Raw genomic sequence first — 20,929 nt, 5'->3', positions numbered from 1 at the left:
GTTGTCGCTCCCTCTCTCACCCCGGATGCACTACACTGACCCCTTCAATCGTGTGAATGGTTTGACTGTTGTAGCTCCCTCTCTCACCCCGGATGCACTACACTGGGAACACCTACCGGAAGTCAGTGGGATGCGTTGTAGCTCCCTCTCTCACCCCGGATGCACTACACTTAGCAGTCCGTCGGCAATGAACCCCGGCGGGTTGTAGCTCCCTCTCTCACCCCGGATGCACTACACTAGCCCTCACGCAAACACCCGCCCAGCCTAGGCTGGGCGGGTGTTGTGCTTTCTAAATAGGGCTTTAGAACAGCAACATCTGGTTGACCTTGACGGCTTTTTCCTGAAAAAGCGGAAGGCCGACGAGCAGTTTCATGCTGGCGAATTGCTTTTCGGTCACGCTCAGGCAGCGCACCGAGCCTGCGGGTGGCAGGTTGTCCACCAGGCGTTTGTAGTGTTTCTCCAGCGCGTCGTTGCCGTTCAGGATTCGTCCATATACCGAGAACTGGATCATGTCGTAGCCGTCGTTGATGAGGAAGCGCCGAAACACGGTATAAGCACGGCGCTCCGCCTTGGTGACGACAGGGAGATCGAAGAATACGAGCAGTCGCATGAATCGTCTTGTTTCTATGCTCATGGCTCAACACTCCAGTCGGTGTTGTTCCAGTCCGGTGATACCCGGTAGTTCGAGCAGGGTTTCGCTGCCGCCATCGTAGATGCGGGCAAGGCTTTCTATCATGTGTTCGATGGCAGAAAGTACGGACATCTTGCCGCGCGGCATGCCTACATCTACATTGAGCAGGCTCACCAGCGCGGCCTTGTCCTCGGGGTGCAGTTCATTGTCGACTTTCGGCATCATTTTGAAAACAAACAAATCCACCAGCGGGCGGAAAGGTTCGATCACGTCGTCCGCGAGGTTGAAGGCATTCTGTTCGCTGGCATGGAACAAGCCAATAGAAGGCAGCAGCCCATGCGCTACCAGCCCGCGCGCAATCGTGCCGCGCAGCACCGCATAGCCATAATCCAGCGCGGCATTGGTGAAGCGCGCCTGATCGCGGCGGAAATCCTTGCCGAAGAGCCGGGTAAAGTAGAAGAAGGCCGCTTGACCTTCCAGATTGCCCGCGTCGCCGGAGCGCACCCGCCGCGCGTAGGAATCCAGTCTGTCAGCGTCTTCGCGTCCGGCCATGCGCAGGCAGGCGGCCTGGTTGGTGATCTTCTTGCGCACGATGGCGGCCCAGGTTTGCTTGGCGACCGGGCGCGGCAAATCGAGCTGCAAGCGCAGCCAGCGCGTGGCACGCGAGTGCGACAGAAAAGGCAGGAACACGCCGCTGGGGTGATGCGTGTCGCCCGTGGCGAACAGGCTGATGCCATATTCGCCGCAGGCCGAAAGCACCGGATGGGTGAGAGTGATTTCGCGGTGATTGAGCACGATCACCGCGATGTCCTCGAAGGGCACGAAGGCGGTCTGTTCCTGCTCCACCGCCAGCCGGAATTGTTCGCGCCGTAGCCTGGCTGGGCGGGAAATGACGACGCTACGCCAGGTCATGGCGTTGCTCCGGCGGGGCGGGATAGATGTTGCCGAGGACGTCGACGTTGAACTTCTGGAAGCATTGGATTCCAGTTTTCACCCCCAAATTAACCCAAGTACCTTGCCAAGCCTTGCCTGTAGCTATCGCTTGATTGTTGTCATGCGATTTGATTGATAGGCTGGCAGTCGTGACACCTACCCCAGCAAAATATCCGAAATAATCTGCCCCTTTATTTTTTAGTCTAATCAAATCATTCGGGTACAGGGAAAAGTAGAACTGGTAGTTACTATCAATCAATGTCCATGCATCTCTCGGTGTATTCGCTGTTGCAGCTCTGTTTGGCAACTCTTTTGCAACTGCGTGATACACATAAATTGGCACAAGATAAAACTTACCGGCTTTAGTGAATACATCCACCCTCAGCATGGTGTCGTTCTTGGCGATGCCGCCGCGAATCGGGATGCCGGAAAGCTTGTCGATCACCATCGTTACCGTGCGCACGATGGGGCCTGTGGGGTTGCCGTTCTTGTCCGGCTTGCGCGGCAGGGCGCGCAGGCGTTCGATTTCGGCATGTTCATCGGCAGTCAGGGGGCGCTTGTCTTTTCCACGTCCGGCGCTGGCTTCGATTTCCTTGGCGCGCTTTTCCCGCTCGTCGCGTTTCTGGAGCCAATCGCGCAGGGCCGCATAAAGTTTTTCATTGCGGTGAGGGTCGATCAGTTTGTCCACATCGGCAGGCTTGAGGCTGGTGACGGCGACTTTCTGGGTGACACCGCCTTGCGCCTTCAGGCTTTCCGGCTGGGCATAGATGGTTTCCTTGTGCGCCGCGCCGCTGTTGCGCCGCTGCGGGGCGCGCGAGACGAACAGCGGGCGCAATCCGGCCAGCGCTTCTGGCGAGTAAGAACCCAGTCTTTCCATTTCGGTGCGCAATAGAGCGGGTTCGTCAATTTTCAGGCGTGCTTCGAGCTCTTGGTGGAAGTGATCCCAAGGTCTGGGGAAGTGCTGCTCCAACTGGTCGAACATGGCCGGATTAACGATCTTGCCTGTTTCCATATCCACGAAGCCTTTGCGAACCTGTTCGAGTTCCTTGCGCCGCGAGTAATCAGACAGGCGCTTGACCATGCCGTGACTGCACGCAGCGACGACTGCGGCATCCAGCGCGTGATGGCGGTCACTGTCGCTGCGCACTTTCATCAGCCCCCAGCGGGCGCGCAGGAAGGCGGTCATCTGGCCGCTAAGCACCACGCAGCGCTTCGCCTCGCTGGCCTCGTGCAGTTGCAGATATTGCTCGACGTAATTTTTGAAGAAGCGGCAGATATAGCGCGTGTCGTTGAGGTTGCGTTCCATGAAGTCGCGCGCTTCCATTTCGCCGAAATCCTTCCTGAGCAGGCGGTTGCGTTTGGCCTGTCGATAGGTTTTGTTGGTGTTGACGAAATTTTCATACTGATGCCAGCGTTCGCTGTTTTCCTTGCCACCCAGATATTCGTAGGGTGTCATGTTGCCCTTGTTGCGGTTCTCGCGTGCCAGCACCAGCACCCGGTTGTTCTTGCTGTCGTCGAAACTGCGCGAATAGGGCAGGGCGTGGTCTATTTCGACATAGCCCTGCTCGAATAGCCGGTTGATGTCCATTGCATCCAGCGAATAGGTGCACTTGCCCTGCTGTTCACGGTAGAGCTGGAATTTCTCGAAATCCTTGCCTTTGACTGCGCCGACAATACTGAACTCGCTGGCGAAAATGGCTTTGTCCTTGTCGTTGCGCTCACGGAATTCATCCTGCGCCTTTTTGACCTCCCTGCGTTCATCGAACGGGCGCGACAAGTCGCGTGCCATTTCGATATGCACTTCGTGCGGCGAGCCATATTCGCGGATGAGCGCATTCACCACTTTGCGCGCCTGATTGAGCGCGCGCAGCACCACGGGGTTGCGCGGGATGTCCATGTCCTCGTTGAATTTCAGTCGACCATCTTTGTCACGCCCAGCGTAGAACGGCGGCAGGTATTTATGTTCGCCTTCGCCGACTTTGTGCAACTGGCTGTGGTGATAGTCCGCCCGCAGGCAGGCTTCGTCGTAGCGCAGACCTGTTTCCATGTGCGGAACAATCTTGCGCAGTGCCTTGAGCGAAAGGTTACTGAATTTGTCGAAACGGATATCGAGCAGGGCATCCACTATCCTGGCCGCATTGGGCATGGGCAGTTTGTTCAACTCGGCTTCTACCTCAGCATCGTCTTTATATACACTTAACACCCTGGCTATCTGATCGAGCAGTTCTGGCTTGCCATCCAGCGCCGCAACCGAGATTTGCTGCCATTCCGCTTCCAGTCCGGCATCCTTGAGCGTCTTGCGCAAGGTTTGCCAGGCCGGGAGTTTGATGAGTCTTTCTGCTTCCGGGTCTTTGGCTTTTTCAGCTTCTTCCTGTCGCTTGCTGGGGTAGGACAATCCAGCAAAGCGAAACGAATCCGGCAAATATCCGCTTTTCACCAGGGCATTGCGCAACTGCTTGTAGGTAAGGTCGCTTGCCTGGCTGTAAGGCAGCGGCAGGGCGGCAAGTCGCTCTTGCTCGTTCAATGGGCGGGTCTCGCCATCCACCACGATGCGCAGATTGTTGAGACGGGTCAGCCAGACGTGGCGCTCGGCGGTGAAGCTGGCTTTGGGAGCGCGGTACTCCTCTTTTTCGAAGGTGCAATGCCCCAGCATCTTCAGCAGATCTTTGCCAGCCAGCGCAGGCTTTTGTGCCCAGAACAGCCCGCTTTTCTTGTCGCCGTTGCCGAGGAAGGCGGTTTCCAGTTCAGTGCTCGCATGAGTGTTGCCGAGTTCGCGTTGGCGCTGGAATAGTTTTTTCGCTTCTTCATTCAGCAATTCGCGGGACAGCGCCTTGCTGTAGTCGCCGCGCTTGTTGCGCTGCGCATCGGGAAATTCATGAATGACCATCTCGGCGGCAGTGCGGTAACTTTTCTCCTGCATCAGCTTCTTGGTGCCTGCCAGACCTTTCTTGACTGCTCCACCTTCACCCTTGCTGTCGCCTTCCGCCGCTTTTTCCTCGGCACGGCTGATCCAGTGGAAACCGCGATGCTTGCAAAGATGGTAGATAACACGCGCCCATTCTTCGTCGCTCAGGCGGCGATCCAGCGCTTCCACGCGCAGTTGCCACAGTGATTGTGTGAATGGCTGCTGTTTCTTGAAAAAATCGCCATCGGCGATCAGCCCTTCGCGCTTGAGCGACCGCGCCAATTTGGTCAGCCGCCATGCACGGCGACGCAGACGGCGACGCAACAGGCGGGCAGCGCGTCTTGCGAGATTGAGTGATTCGCCTTCCTTGGCTGTTTCTGCCTTGTCGAAGCAGCGCACGCCGAGATCAACGATGCGATTTTCGGCCAGAACGGCCCACCCCACCGAGGCGATGCCGATATCCAGCCCAAAGGTGAGCGCACCCAAATTTTTCTGCTTGCCTGCCATGCAAATTCTCCCTGATAATGCAGTTGTTGTAGTTCATCCGGGGTGAGAGCCGTTGCTACAATAAAGAATCGAAAGATTCTGTATCCGCCCGGTGGGGAAACCCACCGGGCTTTTATTTTATGTGGATGGAATGCAAGAATACGCTCTCATTTGGCATGGCTGCAATGAGATATTGGTGAGTTGAAGCAGTCGAAATGGGGCTGCGGCAATGGTTCTTGTGAACTGTTTCTTGATAATGAGCCCCCTTTTTTGTCGGCTCAATGACGCACCCAAGCTGTGGTTTGTCTGACGTGAGATGCTGGACAACAGGGGTTAGCCAGACTAGTTTAATTACCTGTATTTTAATGGAGGTTATCAATGCGCGCCGTAAACATGCTGCAAGCCAAATCCAGTCTTTCTCGTTTGGTGGAATCCATTGAGCAAGGCGTGGAGCGTGAAATTATCATTGCCCGTAACGGGCGGCCGGTGGCCAAACTTGTTCCCATTGGGACTTCGCTGCCTGTCCAGCGCATCGGTGTGGCCAAGGGCGTCTTCGAGGTGCCTGATGATATCGACGCCAGCAATGCCGAAGTGGCCGCGTTGTTTCTGGGCGGCGCCAATTTCCGAACGTCGAGCCGACCTGAACCACAATCCTGAATCGTCACGGTGACTTATGCCTAAATCCAAATCCCCAAAAATCGGCTTCGTTTCGCTCGGCTGCCCCAAGGCGCTGGTGGATTCTGAGCAAATTCTCACCCAGCTGCGCGCCGAGGGCTACGAGATTTCGCCCAGCTACGAGTCCGCCGACCTGGTGGTGATCAATACCTGCGGCTTTATCGACGCGGCGGTGGAGGAATCGCTCGACGCCATCGGAGAGGCGCTGGCGGAGAATGGCAAGGTGATCGTCACCGGCTGCCTCGGCGCGCGGCCCGAGGTGATCATGGAGAAACATCCGCGCGTGCTGGCGGTGACCGGCCCGCATGCCTTGCAGGAAGTGATGAGCGCGGTGCATGAACATCTGCCGCAGCCGCACGACCCTTTTACCAGCCTGATCCCGGAGCAGGGCATCAAGCTCACGCCCAGGCACTACGCTTATCTGAAAATCTCGGAAGGCTGCAACCATCGCTGCACTTTTTGCATTATCCCGTCCTTCCGTGGAGATCTGGTGAGCCGTCCGGTGAGCGAAGTGATGCGCGAGGCGGAAAAGCTGGTCAAGGCTGGGGTGAAGGAATTGCTGGTGATCTCGCAGGATACCAGTGCCTATGGGCTGGACCTGAAATACCGCGCCGAATTCTGGCAGAGCAAGCTGCTCAAGGCACGCATGACCGAACTGGCGGGGGCGCTGGGTGATCTCGGTGCCTGGGTGCGGCTGCACTACGTTTACCCCTATCCGCATGTGGACGAGGTGATTCCGCTCATGGCGGAAGGAAAAATTCTGCCCTATCTCGATATCCCCTTGCAGCACGCCAGCCCGAGCGTGCTCCGCGCCATGAAGCGGCCCGGCAATCAGGACAGCAATCTGGCGCGCATCAGGAAATGGCGCGAAATCTGCCCCGACCTCACGCTGCGCAGCACTTTCATCACCGGCTTCCCCGGCGAGACCGAGGACGAATTCCGGCAGCTGATGGATTTCATCGCCGAAGCGCGGCTCGATCGCGTTGGCTGTTTCACCTATTCACCGGTGGAAGGCGCGGCGGCCAATGCCTTGCCCGGCCAGGTGCCGGAGGAAGTCAAGCTGGAACGCCAGGCGCGCCTGATGGAATTGCAGGCGCAAATCAGCACCGAACGCCTGGCCGGCAAGATCGGCAAGACCCTGACCGTGCTGGTGGACGAGGTGGATGAAGAAGGCGTGGTCGCCCGCAGCATGGCCGATGCGCCGGAGATCGATGGTCTGGTGTACGTGGAAGGGAGTGAAGGATTGAAGCCGGGCGATTTTGTTCAGGTTTTAATCGTGGATGCGGATGAGCACGATTTGTGGGGTGAGCGGGTGCAGGGGTGAGGACTTCTCACCCCCTGCTCAATTAGCGCTGCGCCAGCAGGCCCAGGATATTGCGCGCCAGTACGGCATCGATTTCCATCATCGCCCACAGGGTGTCGGGATGGATCGCCAGCACCACGGCTTGTTCCGTGGCGACGACCGGGGCGGACATGGTGCTCTCGCCCAGCGCCGAGATTTCCCCGATGGTCTGCCTGGGTTCGAAATTCATGATGCGGGGGGCATCCGCTGTCCCAAGGTCGGCCTGCAGGTGTCCGTTCAGCACCAGATAGGTCACGTTGTTCTTTTCTCCTGCGGCCAGCAGTGCTTCACCCGCTTTCAGTTCATATACCGGGCAGGCATCCAGCAAATCCTCCATTGCTTCGAGGTTTACATCCCGGAACAGGGGGGTTTCAGCGAGTGGGTTGGTGGATTCGGTTTTCTTGCGAGTATCTTTCAGGCTTCCTATGCTGATAGGAATGACCTTGGCGCCAGGCTTTTCGCCCGCGTAGAAGGGACGGTCGCCGGTGGCCTGGCCGAAGGCTTCCAGCAACTCCTTTTCGCGCGAGGAAATCATGCCGAAAATATCGCGGATATCTTCGATGGTGCGGTCGGTGAGGGGGTTGTCCATGCCGTCCTGCGGCGTGACATCCTTGACCACACTGGCCAGCACTTTGCGCATGACGCGCAGGATGCGTTGTTCGGGAGAAAATTGTTCAGCGGTCATATTTGGTGTCCTGATTCAAACTGGGCGGTATAAAAAAGCTTAATCCTGACAGATCTTGTCGGGATTGTCCATGAGCTGCCGGGCCAGCTTTTGCAGTACGGCGCTGGCCGTTTCGGGGTGTCCGGTGTCCACTTTCCAGGTCGAGGCAGCTTCTCCTGCTGTCAGTTCTTCGCTGCTCCGCAGTTGCAGGTCCAGCACCTGTAGCGTGGCTTCCGAGGCATCCTTTTCCATTGCCTGACGGCCGTCAATGCGCTGGCGCAAGGTGATCTCATCTGCCTGAAGATGGAGAATGATGAAGGGCACTTGCAAGGTTTCCGCCAGGGTCCGGAATGCCTGGCGCTCGGCGAATTGCAGAAAGGCCGCATCGACGATCGCCGGGAAACCCGCCTGCACAATTTCCCGCGCCACCTGTTCGAGATGCCGGTAAGTCTGGGTATGGGCATCGGGGCTGTAAATCCCATTGCTTAACCCGGACTGGCTGCGTTGCTGCGGCGCCAGCCCGAACAGGCGCTTGCGTTCCACATCCGAGCGCACGCGGATGGCGTTGCTGTGTTCAAGCAAGTATTGAGCTGCCGTGGTTTTCCCCGAGCCGGAATAGCCATGGGTAATCAGCAAGCAGGGGCGGGAAGGCCGGGTAAAGCGGCTGGCCAGGGCCAGATAGCTTCGCGCCTGCTCCCATGCAAGCTGTTGCTGCTGCTCGTCGAGGTCTGTCTGGCAGCCCCGGATGCAGGCCACCTTGGCGCGCACCATGGCGCGATAGACGAGGTAGTAGTTTAGTACGCGAAGGCCGCTGAAGTCGCCGCTGTGTTCCAGATAGCGGTTGAGGAAACGCTGTGCCAGATCGGGCCGTCCGTGGTCGTGCAGGTCCATGATCACGAAGGCGGCATCGCTCATGACGTCGATCCAGCGCAGGTTGGGGTTGAATTCGAGACAGTCGAACAGCGTCACCGCGCCATCGATCCGGGCCATGTTGCCGAGATGCAGGTCGCCGTGGCATTCGCGGATGTAATTTTTCTCCCTGCGGGTGGCCAGTTCTTCGCGCAGCCGCGTGAATTCCGCCCTGCTCCATGATTCCAGGGCAGCCAGCAATTTTCCTTCCGGCCGGTCCTTTGTACTTTCGGCGATCTGCGCGAAGTTTTCCAGCACCGGCTGCTGGATGGCTGCGGCTGTGCCGAATTCGGCCGGAGGCGGGGCGGCGGCAATCATGGCGTGAAAGCGCGCCACTTCGCGCGCCACTTCATCCACTTCGGCAGGGCCGAGCTGTCCGTTTTCCAGCATGCGGTCGAGCAGGGCCTGCTGCGGAAACTGGCGCATTTTGACGGCGTATTCGATGGCCGCGCCGCCGCCGTTGAGGACAGGCTGTTGCGGCGTGCCGCTGATGGGGATGAGGTCCAGGTACAGCCGGGGAGCAAAGCGGCGGTTGAGGCGCAGCTCCTCCTGGCAATAGAAGCGGCGTTTTTCCAGCGTGCTGAAATCGAGAAAACCGAGATTGACGGCCTTCTTGATCTTGTAGGCATGGCTTCCGGTGAGCAGCACCCAGGAAATATGGGTTTCGATCAGTTCGACGGCTGCCACCGGATGGTCGTAGCATCCTGGGTCGAGCAGCGCCCGGATCAGGGCTGACTGGCTATTCTCAGCCATATCCCGTATCTCAGGGCAAATACCCCGGAATCTTGCCGACATCCACTTCGTCGATCTGGCTGTCCTCAAGATAATCACGGGCGTACTGGAGATAGACCTGGTCGCGGATGAAGATGTCGAACAGGTCGGGGTCCACATGCTGTTCCTGCTTCATGCGGCCGAGGATGGCCAGGGCGTCGCTCAGTTTCTTGCCCTCCTTGTACGGCCGGTCCTTGGCGGTGAGCGCCTCGAAAATGTCGGCAATGGCCATGATGCGCGCCTGCACCGGCATGTCCGGGCCTTTCAGGCCTTTGGGATAGCCCCTGCCGTCCATGCGTTCGTGGTGGCCGCCTGCATATTGCGGGACGTGTTTCAGATGGCTCGGCCAGGGCAGCGCTTCCAGCATGCTTATGGTTGAAACGACGTGATGGTTGATGATTTCGCGCTCCTCGGCGGTGAGCGTGCCTTTTTCGATATTCAGGTTGTGGATTTCATCCGTGGACAGAAAATCAGCCTCCTGCCCCGTTTCATTGATCCAGCGGTAGGCGCCGATAGCCTTCACCCGCTGCTGCAGCGGCGGGGCCATGAATTCACCGCCAATATTGGCCTTGCGCAGGAATTCGCGGTCGCTGTCGAGCTGCGCGCTGCGTTCGCGCCAGGCGGCTTCGATCTGTGCTGTGTCGCTCGCGCCATTTTCCAGCGCGGCCAGTTTGTGCTTCAGCATGTCGATTTCGGCATCGCGCTTCAGCACCTCGAAACGGGTGTCGATGAGGTGTATCCGGTCGAACAGGGTTTGCAGCTTGCTGGACTTGTCCACCACATGCACCGGCGTGGTGATCTTGCCGCAATCGTGCAGCAGGCCGGCAATCTTGAGCTCGTAGCGGTCCTGGGCGCTCATCCGGAAACCGGCCAGCGGGCCGCTGGTGGCCTTGCTGGCGGCTTCGGCCAGGAGCATGGTGAGCACCGGCACGCGTTCGCAGTGTCCGCCGGTGTAGGGCGATTTTTCGTCGATGGCGATGTTGATGAGGGTGATGAAGGATTCGAACAGGTCTTCCAGTTGGTTGATCAGCGCCCGGTTGGTGAGGGCGATGGCGGCCTGGGAAGCCAGCGATTCCGCCAGGTGCTGGTCCGGCCTGGAGAAGAAAGAGATTTCGCCGCTCTCCGGGGCCAGGGCATTGATCAGCTGTAGCACCGCGATGATCCTGCCCTCATGGTTTTTCATCGGCACGGTGAGGAAGGATTTGGAGTGGTAGTGGTTGGCGCTGTCGAATTTGCGCGTGCCGGAGAAATCGAAGCCCTGTTCGCTGTAGGCGTCGGCAATATTGACCGTTCTGTCGTGCAGCACCGCGTAGGCCACCACATTGCTGTTGTTGGGCTGGCCGTCCGGAGCGTGGAGCGGCACCGGCGGGAACGGAACCGGCTTGCCGGTAGTGCCGCCGAGCGCGATGTTGAGCGACTGGGTGCGCACGATCTCGAAGTGCAGCGCATCGTCCTCGCCCACGCTGTACAGCGTGCCGGCATCGCAGTGCGTGATGCGCACCGCTGCCAGCAGGATGGCTTCCAGCAGGCGGCTGATATCCTTTTCCCGGGACAGCGCCACGCCGATGGCGTTGAGCTCGTCCAGGCGCTGCAGCAGGTGGTTGGCGCTGGCCTGCGGCATGGCTATTTGATGCACACCGAGCGCACCTGCTTCATGTCGGTGATGCCCTGCAGGACTTTTTCGATGCCGTCCTGGCGCAGGGTGCGCATGCCTTCGGACAGCGCGGTCACGGTCAGTTCGGCGACACGGGCATGTTCCTGGATGTTTTTCTTGACCGCATCGGAGCCGATCAGCAGCTCGTGCAGGCCGAAGCGTCCCTTGTAGCCAGTCTTGTTGCATTTTTCGCAGCCGACCGGCTTGTGCAGTTGCAGCTCGCCCTTTTCATTAGCGTAGGTCTTGAGCCACGACTGGTGCAGGTTGTTGCGCGCGGCAACGGGGTCCTTGAGCCAGTCCGGGGTGTTTTTCAGTTCCTCGCTGTATTCCGTGAGCAGTGATTCGATTTCCTGCGCCGAGGGGGTGTAGGGTTTCTTGCACGCGGAGCACAGGCTCTTGCCCAGGCGCTGGGCCAGGATGCCGAGCAGGGCATCGGCGAAGTTGAACGGGTCCATGCCCATGTCGAGCAGGCGCACGATGCTTTCCGGCGCGCTGTTGGTATGCAGCGTCGAGAGCACCAGGTGGCCGGTGAGCGAGGCTTCGATGCCGGTGGCGACGGTTTCCTTGTCGCGCATCTCGCCCACCATCACCACGTCCGGATCGGCGCGCAGGAAGGCGCGCATCGCCACCGCAAAGGTAATCCCCGCCTTGGGGTTGACCTGCACCTGGCGCAGGCCCTTCTGGGTGATTTCCACCGGGTCTTCCGCGGTCCAGATCTTGGTTTCGGGCGTGTTGATGTAGCCCAGCACCGAATGCAGGGTGGTGGTCTTGCCGGAGCCGGTCGGGCCGCACACCAGAAACAGGCCGTAGGGCTTGCTGACCACGTTCTTCAGGCGCTCCAGGTTGTGCGGGCTGACCCCCAGTTTGTCGATGGGGATCGGTTCGCCCGCGGCCAGGATGCGCATCACCACGTCTTCCAGGCCGCCCGAGGTGGGAATGGTCGCAACGCGCAGCTCGATGTCCAGCGGCCCGTATTTCTTGAACATGATCTTTCCGTCCTGGGGTTTCCGCTTTTCGGAAATATCCAGGTCGCACATGATTTTCAGGCGTGCCAGGAGGGCGGAGCGGTAGCTGGCCGGAATCTCGATGTAGGGGAACAGCGTGCCGTCCTTGCGGAAACGGATCATGGTCTTGTTCTTGCCGGGGTAAGGCTCGATGTGGATATCCGAGGCGCCCTGGTTGTAGGCGTCCACGATGATCTTGTTGACCAGCTTGACCAGCTCGTTGTCGCTGGCGGCGGACAGCTCCTCGCTGCTGGTGCTTTCAACGGCTGTTTCCTCGTCGAGATTCGACAACAGGTCGTCAATTGACCCGAGATTGGCGGAGGCGCCGTAAAACTGATCCAGGGTGGCGGCGAAATCGTGCCGCGTGCATACCCGGTAAACCAGCTTGTGCTTGGGGAAGATATTGCTGACCACGTGCGAGCCGATTACCCGGTCCGGTTCCGGCGTCACGATCACCATGCCTTCCGGGGTGTCGTCGACCGGTATCCACAGGCTGCCTTCGACATAATCGCGCTTGAGGTTCTTGAGCAGATCGTCGGGCTTGATGCGGCCGGATTTGAATGGCTCATAGGGGACATGATAGAAATCCGCCAGCGACTGGCCGAGATCGGCGGTCTTGACCTGGAATTCTTCCAGCAGGATCTCTTCGATGTCCCTGTTTTTACGATGCGAGGAACGCGTGGCCAGTTCGATCTCGGCTGCGGAAATAATGCCCTGGCCGATCAGCGCATCAAATTTGGTGCGGATGCGCTGGCGTTGTCTGAAAGCGATGGACAGGGTCTTGGCCAGCTCCTGCAGGCCTTCTTCCGCAGCGGTGGAAAAGGGCTGTCCGGACAGGGCATTGATCAGCTGGATGACCCCGTTCAGTTCGCCGCTGTCCGCGTCGATGATGGGCGCCACCAGCATCTGCTTGGTGCGATAGCCGCTCTTGCGGTCGATATCCTTGAGGAAATTGATGCCGGGGTGGTGGGTTTTCAGCTCTTCATCGTCATACACATCCTGGATATTGACGATGGCCTTGTTGAGCGCCACATAGCCCGCCACGCTTTGCAATGAAATGGGCAGCTTGAAATCCTTGAAGGCCCCCAGGCCGGTTTTGATCCGGGTGTTGATCGATGTCTTGTCCGCACCGATGCTGTAGAGCGTCAGCCGGTCTGCCCCGAACAGGGCGCAGATGTCGCTCGATAGCTGCAGCATGATTTCATCGATGTTCTGGGTGGCGTGAATCTTGTTGGTGACGGCGTGCAGCTTGCGCGAGAAAACGAGCTGGCCGCTCAGTTCGGAAATGTTGGCTGCGCTGTTTGCGGGTGTGTTCACAATGAGTCCTAAAACTTGAAAATGTGACCGTGTTCCAGTTTCCTGGGCTCGAATCCTGTTGCGGCGGCCTGGATCTCGGCCATGATCTCTTCCTGCTCGCTGGGGCCCAGATGGGTGATGTAGATTTCAGCCGCCCGTTTCAGCCGGGACAGATTTTCCGCCAGCAGGCTGGGGTAATAGTGTTTGGCCGCCAGGGCGATGCCGTGCTCGGCGTTGGTGAAGGAAGTTTCAATCAGCAGGTAGCGCAGGTTATCCACCCTGTTCAGGGCGTCCCAGAATGGCTCGCAAGCGATGGTGTCGCCGCTGAAGGCGAGGCTGGCCTGGCCGCTGTCGAGCAGGTAGCCGACCGCCGGGAGTACGTGCAGGGCGGGCAGGGCGGTGATCCTGCGTCCACCCAGCTCCACGGTTTGTCCGGTGTGTATGGTCTCGAAGCGCAGGAAAGGGCGGTCCGGTTCGGGAATCCGGGTGAAATCCGGCCACAGCTTCCAGTTGAACAGGTGCTCCCGCAATACCGCGATGGTTTCCGGCAGGGCATGAACGGTGACCGGCCGGTCGCGCATGTCGCCAGTGGAGTCGAGCAGGAAGGGCAGGCTGGTGACATGGTCGAGGTGCGAATGGGTGAGAAACACGTGGTCGATGCGGCGCATCGCTTCCAGCGTCAGATCGCCCACCCCCGTCCCGGCGTCGATCAGGATGTCCTCATCGAGCAGCATGGCCGTGGTGCGCAGCCCGGCCCCAATGCCGCCGCTACAGCCGAGCACGGTCAGCTTCACTGGATTTTTTCCCTGGTATTTCCTTGCGGAATGATTTTCTGGAAGCGGGCTTGCACGGTTTCGCCGCGATACTGGTCAAAAGTGCCTGACATCATCCCATCCAGCAGTTCGAGCCGGCTGGCGGGGCTGGGGTGGGTCTTGAACATCAATGCCAGGCTGCCGTCCTGCGGGTTCATGTGATCCAGCGTCTGCAGCACCGCAGCCAGGCCGTAGGGGTCATAACCGGCGCGCGTGGCGATCACGATGCCCATGCGGTCGGCCTCGAATTCGTCATCCTTGTCGAGCCCGCGCGCATAGAGTTCGGTGCCGGTGCTGACCACTTTTTTCAGTGCCGCGCTGTTCTGGTTGCGCTCGGCGGCGGCATTGAGTACATCGCCGAGGATGCCCATCTGCGCATTTTTCTGGATGGCGTTGAGGTGATGGCGGCGCAGCACGTGGGAGATCTCATGTGCCAGAACACCGGCCAGCTCGGCTTCGTTGCGCATTTTCATGACCAGGCCGCGGGTGAGGAAAATGTAGCCGCCGGGCGTGGCAAAGGCATTCACGTTCATGCTGTCGATCACGCCGAAATGCCAGGCGAGATCAGGGCGCTCGGTTTGCAGCGCAAGCCAGCGCCCGACCTGGTTGACATAGCGTTGCAGGCCTTCGTTCCTGAGTAGCGGGGCTGCGCCGAGCAGGTTGGAGGCGACGCCCTCGCCGATGGCGATCTCGCCGCTTTCGTCCACTTCCTTGAGTTCCGTGGTTTTCTTGGCGATGTTGACGACCTTTCCCAGGTCCTCAAGATTGAAGTTGAGGGCCCAGGCTGGTGAAGACAGCAATAGACCGGTCAGCAGCGCGCTGAGTGAACGTGAAAAATGTCTCATGGCGTATCCCCCCAGGAAGAGGCCGGATTGCTATTGGAAGAAGCCGCGCCAGCGCTGCCCCTGAGGTATTCCACCGGCTGCTTCTGCAGCCTGGCGGCACTGGCGAATTTTTGCGCTTCAGGCGCGGAAACCGAGAATTGCCGCATCCGTTGCAGCTCCTGCGGATTGGGCCGGGCGGTGCGCAGATCTTCCTCGGACAGGCCGCGTATGCCAGTGGTGACGGTATTGCCGCTGCTGCCGCTGCGGGCGACGTTGAACAGGGCGCCGATGCCGGAATCGCCCTGCTTCGTGGCGCTTCCGCTGCCGAGGCGCAGGTTCAGCATTCTGACCCAGCCCGCGGCGGCATTGGTCGGCTTGACCTGGGTCCAGCCACCCTGGCGCTTGAGGATTTCCACGCTGCTTTGCGCCGGCAAGGTGGCCAGCGTGGCGGCGTCGCTGAAAGGCTCGCGCTTGAGTTCGGTTTCCCTGCTTGTGACTGCGGTCTCGGCGGCGGCAGAAAGACTGCAGGCCAGCCCCAGCAAGACCCATGCAACAAATGATTTCATGCCGCTTTTCTCCGTGGTTCAAACAAATGCGCTTCCTGGCTGCGCCCTTTGACTTTATAAAATCCATGGTCGATAAAGTCAAACTTGTCCGCGCACAGGGCGCGGGTTTCGTCCGACACCAGGATGCGCGCCACGCCCTTGGTCTCGCCCTCGATGCGGCTGGAGAGATTGACCGTATCGCCGATGGCGGTGTAATCCTGGCGCCGCTCCGAGCCGATGAAGCCGACCACTGCCGGGCCGCTGTGGATGCCGATGCCGACATCGAAGGCTGCCCCGGCTGCGCCCAGCTCGCGCTTGAATTCTTCCAGGCGCTGGGCCATTTCCAATGCTGCCGCCACGGCATTGGCGGCGTGCTGCGGGTCGGCGGTGGGCGCTCCCCAGAAAGCCATGATGGCGTCGCCGATGAATTTGTCCAGGGTGCCGCCGTGACGAAAAATCACCTCGACCTGCAGGCTGAAATAACGGTTCAGCATGGCCACCACCTGTTCCGCGCTGTGCTGCTCTGAATAGGTGGTGAAATTGCGGATATCCGAAAACAGCACGGTCACGGTCTGGGTCTGCCCGCTCATACTTTGCGCGGTCTGGCCCTGGTGCACCAGCTCGTTCACCACGCGCGGGTCGAGAAAGCGGTTGAACATCTGCACCGTCTGTTCGCGCGCCTTGCGCTCGCGCAGGTACTCGTGCAGCGCCGCCGCAAAGTAGAAGGCCCAGGCAAACAGCAGCGGCAGAAAGACCGGCACCAGCCAGCGCTGGCTGACCGCAAAATAACTGGCTCCGAGCAGCGCCGCGGTGATCGCCAGCAGCGCCGCGCCAATGCGAATGGTCTGGTGGTAGCGGGTAAACAGCAGCAACAGCAGCGCGATCAATGCCAGTGCCAGCACCGGCGCGGTGTAGGCCGGTGCGGTATGGAAATGGCCGCGGTTTTTCAGGTTGTCGATGGCGGTGGCGAGGATTTCCAGCGCCGGGTGCAGGCTGCTGACCGGAGTGGAGCGGATATCGTGCAGACCCGAAGCCGCGGCGCCGATGATGACAATCTTGCCTTTCAATTCCTGTTGCGGGCGCAACGGAGTTTTGCGGCTGGCGTCGAGGTAGAGATCGGCGTAGGAAATATGCGGATGCGAGAGCGCGCCGCCGCGCCAGCCGAGAATGATCTGCTCCGTTTGCGGCACGTCAAAACCCAGATCCCTGGCCAGCCGGGCCGGCAAGGAGGGAATGCGCCAGCCGGAGGCCGGCAGATAAACATGGTAGCGGCGGCCGATGCCGTCGCTGTCCTCGCTGTAGTTGATGGCGCCGAGCCGCCAGCTGCCGGTGTCGATGGCGCGTGGAGGAACCAGCGCCACCCTGGCATTCGGGTCAGCCCTGGAGGTTGCTTCCATGCCGATCAGCGCGGCGAATTCTGCGGCGGGTACACCTTTTTTGTCGTGGGCGGGATCGAGCCGGATCATGGGGAAATAGATATTGCGATGCCGCGCCACCGCCGCATTGAAATAGGCATCGCTTTCCGGGCGGTAAATGTCCGGGTCGGTAAACAGGATGTCGAACACGATGGCCAGCGGCTGCTGGCGCTCGATCGCTTCCACCAGTTCGCCATGGACGGAGCGCGGCCAGGGCCAGCTGCCGGCGCTATCAGCCATGCTGGCGAGGCTTTTTTCGTCGATATCCACGATCACGATAGCCGGATCGGCTTTCTGCGTCAGGGCGTGGGTTCTGACAAAATAATCGGAAACCCGGTTTTCCAGCGGCAGCAGCCCGTGCAGTGCGGATATTTCGGCGATCGCGCTGAGGGCGATGGCAAGCGCGAGCAGCACTAGGGGCGGGATGGGTAAGCGGCGCATGCCTCGCATTCTGTTGGAAAAGCCTGATAACGGCAAATGCAGCGGATGAAGAAGCCTGAATTTAGCGTGGCGCGTTCCTCAAGTGGCCAAATTTAAGCTACAATTTTGAACTTTATCAAAGCATTTTTCCGGAGAATTCAAGATGTCTATGTCCGACCGCGACGGCCTGATCTGGTACGACGGCAAGATGGTGAACTGGCGCGATGCCACCACCCACGTCCTGACCCATACCCTGCACTATGGCATGGGCGTATTTGAAGGCGTTCGTGCTTACAAGACCGGCAAGGGCACGGCAATTTTCCGCCTCAAGGAACATACCGACAGGCTGTTCCGTTCGGCGCACATCCTCGGCATGAAGATGCCGTTCGACAAGGAAACCATTTCCCAGGCCCAACTGGCCGCCGTGCGCGACAACAATCTCGAATCCGGCTACCTGCGCCCGATGGCATTCTACGGCGCGGAAGCCATGGGCATCTCGGCCAAGACGCTCTCCACCCATGTCATCGTCGCCGCCTGGCCGTGGGGCGCCTACCTGGGCGCCGAGGCGCTGGAGCATGGCATCCGGGTCAAGACCTCGTCTTTTTCCCGCCATCACGTCAACATCACCATGTGCAAGGCCAAGGCCAACGGCAACTACATGAATTCCATCATGGCCCACCGCGAGGCCGAGCATGACGGTTATCAGGAAGCGCTGCTGCTGGACGTGGACGGTTTCGTGTCCGAAGGTTCGGGCGAGAATGTGTTCATCGTGCGCAACGGCAAGCTCTACACGCCCGACCTGACCAGCGCGCTGGAAGGCATCACGCGCGACACCATCATCCAGCTGGCGGCCGAAATCGGCCTGCAGGTGATCGAGAAGCGCATCACGCGCGATGAAGTCTACAGCGCTGACGAAGCCTTCTTCACCGGCACCGCGGCGGAAGTGACGCCAATCCGCGAACTGGACAACCGCGCCATCGGCAACGGTGACCGCGGCCCGGTTACCACGCGCCTGCAAAGCATGTATTTCGACTGTGTGACCGGGAAATCGGCACAGCACTCTGACTGGCTTACTCTCGTTTAAGGACGCGCTCCATGGAACATAATCTGGCCGACAACACTCAGCGCTATATCGAAGTGACCCCGGAGGACTTGCCGCTGCATTGCCCCACGCCGGGAATGGCTTTATGGAGCAGTCATCCCCGCGTCTACCTGCCGCTGGAGGAAAAGGGCGAGGCGTTGTGCCCTTATTGCGGCACGCTTTACAAGCTGAAGGGCGAGGTCCGCCGCCATCACTGAGATTCGCCGCGCCCTGGCCCTGTTGTGACGCATCCCCGCGTCGCGCTGGTCAGGCTTCTGCCGCACTGACTGGAGCCGCGCCGGAAATGGCGTGCGGCTTACCTTTCTCGCCATGAATTTCCGATGAAAAAATTAGCCCTCAAGATCGATGTCGACACCTATCGCGGCACCCGTGAAGGCGTGCCGCGCCTGGTAGAGCTGTTGCAAAAGCATCAGGCCCAGGCCACCTTTCTCTTCAGCCTCGGCCCCGACCACACCGGCCGCGCCATCAAGCGGGTGTTTCGCCCCGGTTTCATGAAAAAGGTTTCGCGCACCTCGGTACGCGAGCATTACGGCCTCAAGACCCTGATGTACGGCACGCTGCTGCCGGGGCCGCATATCGGCAAACGCTGCGCCGGCATCATGCGCCAGGTGCGCGATGCGGGGTTCGAGGCGGGCATCCATTGTTACGACCACGTTTATTGGCAGGATAACGCCGCCAGCCAGGATGCGGACTGGACCGCGCGCGAGCTGCGGCGCGCCTGCGACCGCTTTGAACAGGTGTTTGGCGCGCCGGCCAGTACGCATGGCGCGGCTGGCTGGCAAATGAACCGCCATGCCCTGCGCCTGGAACAGCAGCTGGGCTTCGCCTATTGCTCCGACACGCGCGGCAGCGAACCTTTCGTGCCGGTTTATCGCGCTGAAATCACCGCTTGCCCCCAGTTGCCGACCACCCTGCCGACACTGGATGAGCTGATCGGCGTGGATGGCATCACTGCCGGGAACGTCGCCCAGCATCTGCTCAAGCTCACCGAAACCGCGTTGCCGACCGGCCATGTCTATACCCTGCATGCGGAGATGGAAGGCATGAAGCTGGCCGGCGTGTTCGAGCAGCTGCTTGAAGGCTGGCGCGTTCAGGGCTACGAACTGGTGTCGCTGGCACAGTATTTTGCGGATCTGGATGTGGCCCGGCTGCCGCGCCACGAGGTTATTTTCGGGGAAATTCCTGGGCGTTTGGGCAGTCTGGCGCTACAGGGTCCGCAGTTCTTGCCTGTCAGGAGCGAAGCATGATGGATCAGGTTGTCAGCGATTTCGAGTTGCCGGCAAGCGGCGAAAAACCGTTCCGGCTGAATGCCTTGCGTGGAAAAAAAGTGGTGCTGTATTTCTATCCCAGGGATTCCACGCCGGGCTGCACCACCGAGGCCCAGCAATTCCGCGATCTGCATGCGCAATTCCAGGCGGCAGGGTGCGAGATTTACGGCATCTCGCGCGACAGCCTGAAGTCCCACCAGAATTTCAAGGCCAAACAGGATTTGCCGTTCGAGTTATTGAGCGATGGCGAAGAAATAGCCTGCACGCTATTTGGTGTGATCAAAATGAAGAATATGTACGGCAAACAAGTACGGGGCATCGAACGCAGTACCTTCGTGGTCGATGCTGCCGGGGTGCTGCGCCGGGAGTGGCGGGGCGTCAAGGTGGCTGGTCATGCTCAGGAAGTGCTGGATTTCGTCAGGGGGATATGAGCACTTGCCCCTTCCCCTGGGGCGCGAGAATGATTAATGGGCGGGGGCCAGGACTGCGTTGATTCCCATGCCCCGGATTTTGTTCATGGCCTGATCGGCATCGGCCTTGTTCTGGAACGGGCCGACATGGAGGCGGGTCTCGGTATGGGACTTGATGCCATGGTCCGCTAGCCGCTTCTGGAGCTGGACAGCATTCTCATGGTTGGAGAACAGGCCGAGCTGGACCACGTAGCCTTTGGGCGCGATGGGTTCAGCCGTTTTGACGGGAGGCGCCGTGGCTGCAACAGCGGGCTTGCTCTCTGCTAGCATGGGCCCGGCAGGTTTTTTTGCCGCAGGGGCAGGGGAGATCGTGACTGCTTGCGGCTCGCTGGTTTTTTCCGGCGCTCCGCTTTCTTTTGCGGCGGCTCTGGGCGTGGTCTGGCTGGGTTTGTTCACGACCTGTGGCGGCGGAGGCGGCGGTATGGCGGGAGTTGCTTCGCTATCAGGAACGGGCGGTTCTTCAGGTATTTGCGTTTCGGCGGCTGGTTCTTCGCCAACTTCCTGCACTGGTTCGGGCGGAGCGGGTTGCGCTGTTGTGATGGCCGGTGTTTTTGGAATGTTGACGGGCGTTGCGGGTTCATCCGTTTTGTTGCTTAAAACAGTTAGCGCGATGACCGCGGCCGCCACCAGGGCGCCGGCAACAATGAGGCGTTGCATGGCGCGTTTCTTGATCTCGGCGTGATCGTCGTTGACCGCTTGTTCCACCATTGAAACTTCCTGTTCGCAGTGCCGTCAGAGGGAATGCACGGCATGTTATCACTTCGCTTTTGCCGCCGCGAGGTTTATTTTATAAGGATTTCATG

General features: G+C 59.7%; 18 protein-coding genes. 6 read left to right on the top strand and 12 right to left on the bottom strand.

Annotated elements, in window-relative coordinates:
* Window positions 1-301: 301 nt before the first annotated feature.
* Genes cas2 through cas9 form a run of 3 tightly spaced genes read right to left on the bottom strand, consistent with a single transcriptional unit; the run spans window position 302 to window position 4,976 of the window.
* Window positions 302-634, bottom strand: a complete 333-nt coding sequence (gene cas2, locus WC392_08635) for a CRISPR-associated endonuclease Cas2 (GenBank protein ID MFA5242421.1) — start codon at window positions 632-634, stop codon at window positions 302-304.
* A 3-nt stretch (window positions 635-637) separates the two neighbouring features.
* On the bottom strand, window positions 638-1,543 hold the full coding sequence (cas1, locus tag WC392_08630) for a type II CRISPR-associated endonuclease Cas1 (protein MFA5242420.1): 906 nt from the start codon (window positions 1,541-1,543) through the stop codon (window positions 638-640).
* Window positions 1,530-4,976: a type II CRISPR RNA-guided endonuclease Cas9 gene (gene cas9, locus WC392_08625; protein MFA5242419.1), complete on the bottom strand. Its 3,447-nt coding sequence runs from the start codon at window positions 4,974-4,976 to the stop codon at window positions 1,530-1,532. The genes cas1 and cas9 overlap by 14 nt, the downstream gene beginning before the upstream one ends.
* Before the next feature lie 357 nt (window positions 4,977-5,333).
* Here cas9 and WC392_08620 point away from each other — a divergent pair, with 357 nt between their 5' ends.
* Window positions 5,334-5,612 (top strand): type II toxin-antitoxin system Phd/YefM family antitoxin, encoded by a 279-nt coding sequence (locus WC392_08620; GenBank protein MFA5242418.1) that lies wholly within the window; start codon window positions 5,334-5,336, stop codon window positions 5,610-5,612.
* Between the two features lie 16 nt (window positions 5,613-5,628).
* On the top strand, window positions 5,629-6,954 hold the full coding sequence (rimO, locus tag WC392_08615) for a 30S ribosomal protein S12 methylthiotransferase RimO (protein MFA5242417.1): 1,326 nt from the start codon (window positions 5,629-5,631) through the stop codon (window positions 6,952-6,954).
* 22 nt (window positions 6,955-6,976) lie between these two features.
* On the opposite strand, the gene WC392_08610 is transcribed toward rimO, so the two are convergent.
* The 8 genes from WC392_08610 to WC392_08575 are packed head-to-tail and all read right to left on the bottom strand — an operon-like array spanning window position 6,977 to window position 17,307.
* Window positions 6,977-7,657: a Crp/Fnr family transcriptional regulator gene (locus WC392_08610; GenBank protein MFA5242416.1), complete on the bottom strand. Its 681-nt coding sequence runs from the start codon at window positions 7,655-7,657 to the stop codon at window positions 6,977-6,979.
* A 39-nt stretch (window positions 7,658-7,696) separates the two neighbouring features.
* Complete coding sequence (locus WC392_08605) at window positions 7,697-9,298, bottom strand: AAA family ATPase (GenBank protein MFA5242415.1); 1,602 nt, start codon at window positions 9,296-9,298, stop codon at window positions 7,697-7,699.
* 10 nt (window positions 9,299-9,308) lie between these two features.
* Window positions 9,309-10,937 (bottom strand): HD domain-containing phosphohydrolase, encoded by a 1,629-nt coding sequence (locus WC392_08600; protein ID MFA5242414.1) that lies wholly within the window; start codon window positions 10,935-10,937, stop codon window positions 9,309-9,311.
* A gap of 2 nt (window positions 10,938-10,939) precedes the next feature.
* Window positions 10,940-13,291: an ATPase, T2SS/T4P/T4SS family gene (locus WC392_08595; GenBank protein MFA5242413.1), complete on the bottom strand. Its 2,352-nt coding sequence runs from the start codon at window positions 13,289-13,291 to the stop codon at window positions 10,940-10,942.
* A gap of 8 nt (window positions 13,292-13,299) precedes the next feature.
* Window positions 13,300-14,064, bottom strand: coding sequence for a 3',5'-cyclic-nucleotide phosphodiesterase (locus WC392_08590; protein MFA5242412.1), 765 nt, complete (start codon window positions 14,062-14,064; stop codon window positions 13,300-13,302).
* Window positions 14,061-14,927 (bottom strand): M48 family metalloprotease, encoded by an 867-nt coding sequence (locus WC392_08585; protein ID MFA5242411.1) that lies wholly within the window; start codon window positions 14,925-14,927, stop codon window positions 14,061-14,063. The genes WC392_08590 and WC392_08585 overlap by 4 nt, the downstream gene beginning before the upstream one ends.
* Window positions 14,924-15,472: an SH3 domain-containing protein gene (locus WC392_08580; GenBank protein MFA5242410.1), complete on the bottom strand. Its 549-nt coding sequence runs from the start codon at window positions 15,470-15,472 to the stop codon at window positions 14,924-14,926. Before WC392_08580 ends, WC392_08585 begins: the two co-directional genes overlap by 4 nt.
* Window positions 15,469-17,307, bottom strand: a complete 1,839-nt coding sequence (locus WC392_08575) for an adenylate/guanylate cyclase domain-containing protein (GenBank protein MFA5242409.1) — start codon at window positions 17,305-17,307, stop codon at window positions 15,469-15,471. The genes WC392_08580 and WC392_08575 overlap by 4 nt, the downstream gene beginning before the upstream one ends.
* 142 nt (window positions 17,308-17,449) lie before the next feature.
* Between WC392_08575 and WC392_08570 the strand changes: the two genes are divergently transcribed.
* The 4 genes from WC392_08570 to WC392_08555 all read left to right on the top strand — a co-directional run bounded on the left by WC392_08570 (window position 17,450) and on the right by WC392_08555 (window position 20,087).
* Complete coding sequence (locus WC392_08570; protein MFA5242408.1) at window positions 17,450-18,370, top strand: branched-chain amino acid transaminase; 921 nt, start codon at window positions 17,450-17,452, stop codon at window positions 18,368-18,370.
* Between the two features lie 11 nt (window positions 18,371-18,381).
* Window positions 18,382-18,585 (top strand): zinc-finger domain-containing protein, encoded by a 204-nt coding sequence (locus WC392_08565; GenBank protein ID MFA5242407.1) that lies wholly within the window; start codon window positions 18,382-18,384, stop codon window positions 18,583-18,585.
* A gap of 123 nt (window positions 18,586-18,708) precedes the next feature.
* On the top strand, window positions 18,709-19,635 hold the full coding sequence (locus WC392_08560) for a polysaccharide deacetylase family protein (protein ID MFA5242406.1): 927 nt from the start codon (window positions 18,709-18,711) through the stop codon (window positions 19,633-19,635).
* The gene (locus WC392_08555) at window positions 19,632-20,087 is read left to right on the top strand and encodes a peroxiredoxin (protein MFA5242405.1); all 456 of its coding nucleotides are present in this window, start codon (window positions 19,632-19,634) and stop codon (window positions 20,085-20,087) included. The genes WC392_08560 and WC392_08555 overlap by 4 nt, the downstream gene beginning before the upstream one ends.
* A gap of 33 nt (window positions 20,088-20,120) precedes the next feature.
* Here the strand turns inward: WC392_08555 and WC392_08550 are convergent, their stop codons facing one another.
* Window positions 20,121-20,834, bottom strand: coding sequence for an SPOR domain-containing protein (locus WC392_08550; protein MFA5242404.1), 714 nt, complete (start codon window positions 20,832-20,834; stop codon window positions 20,121-20,123).
* Between the last annotated feature and the right edge of the window lie 95 nt (window positions 20,835-20,929).

This window comes from Sulfuricella sp., assembly GCA_041651995.1.
Taxonomy (GTDB): domain Bacteria; phylum Pseudomonadota; class Gammaproteobacteria; order Burkholderiales; family Sulfuricellaceae; genus Sulfurimicrobium.
This window is presented reverse-complemented; position numbering and strand designations above follow the sequence as displayed.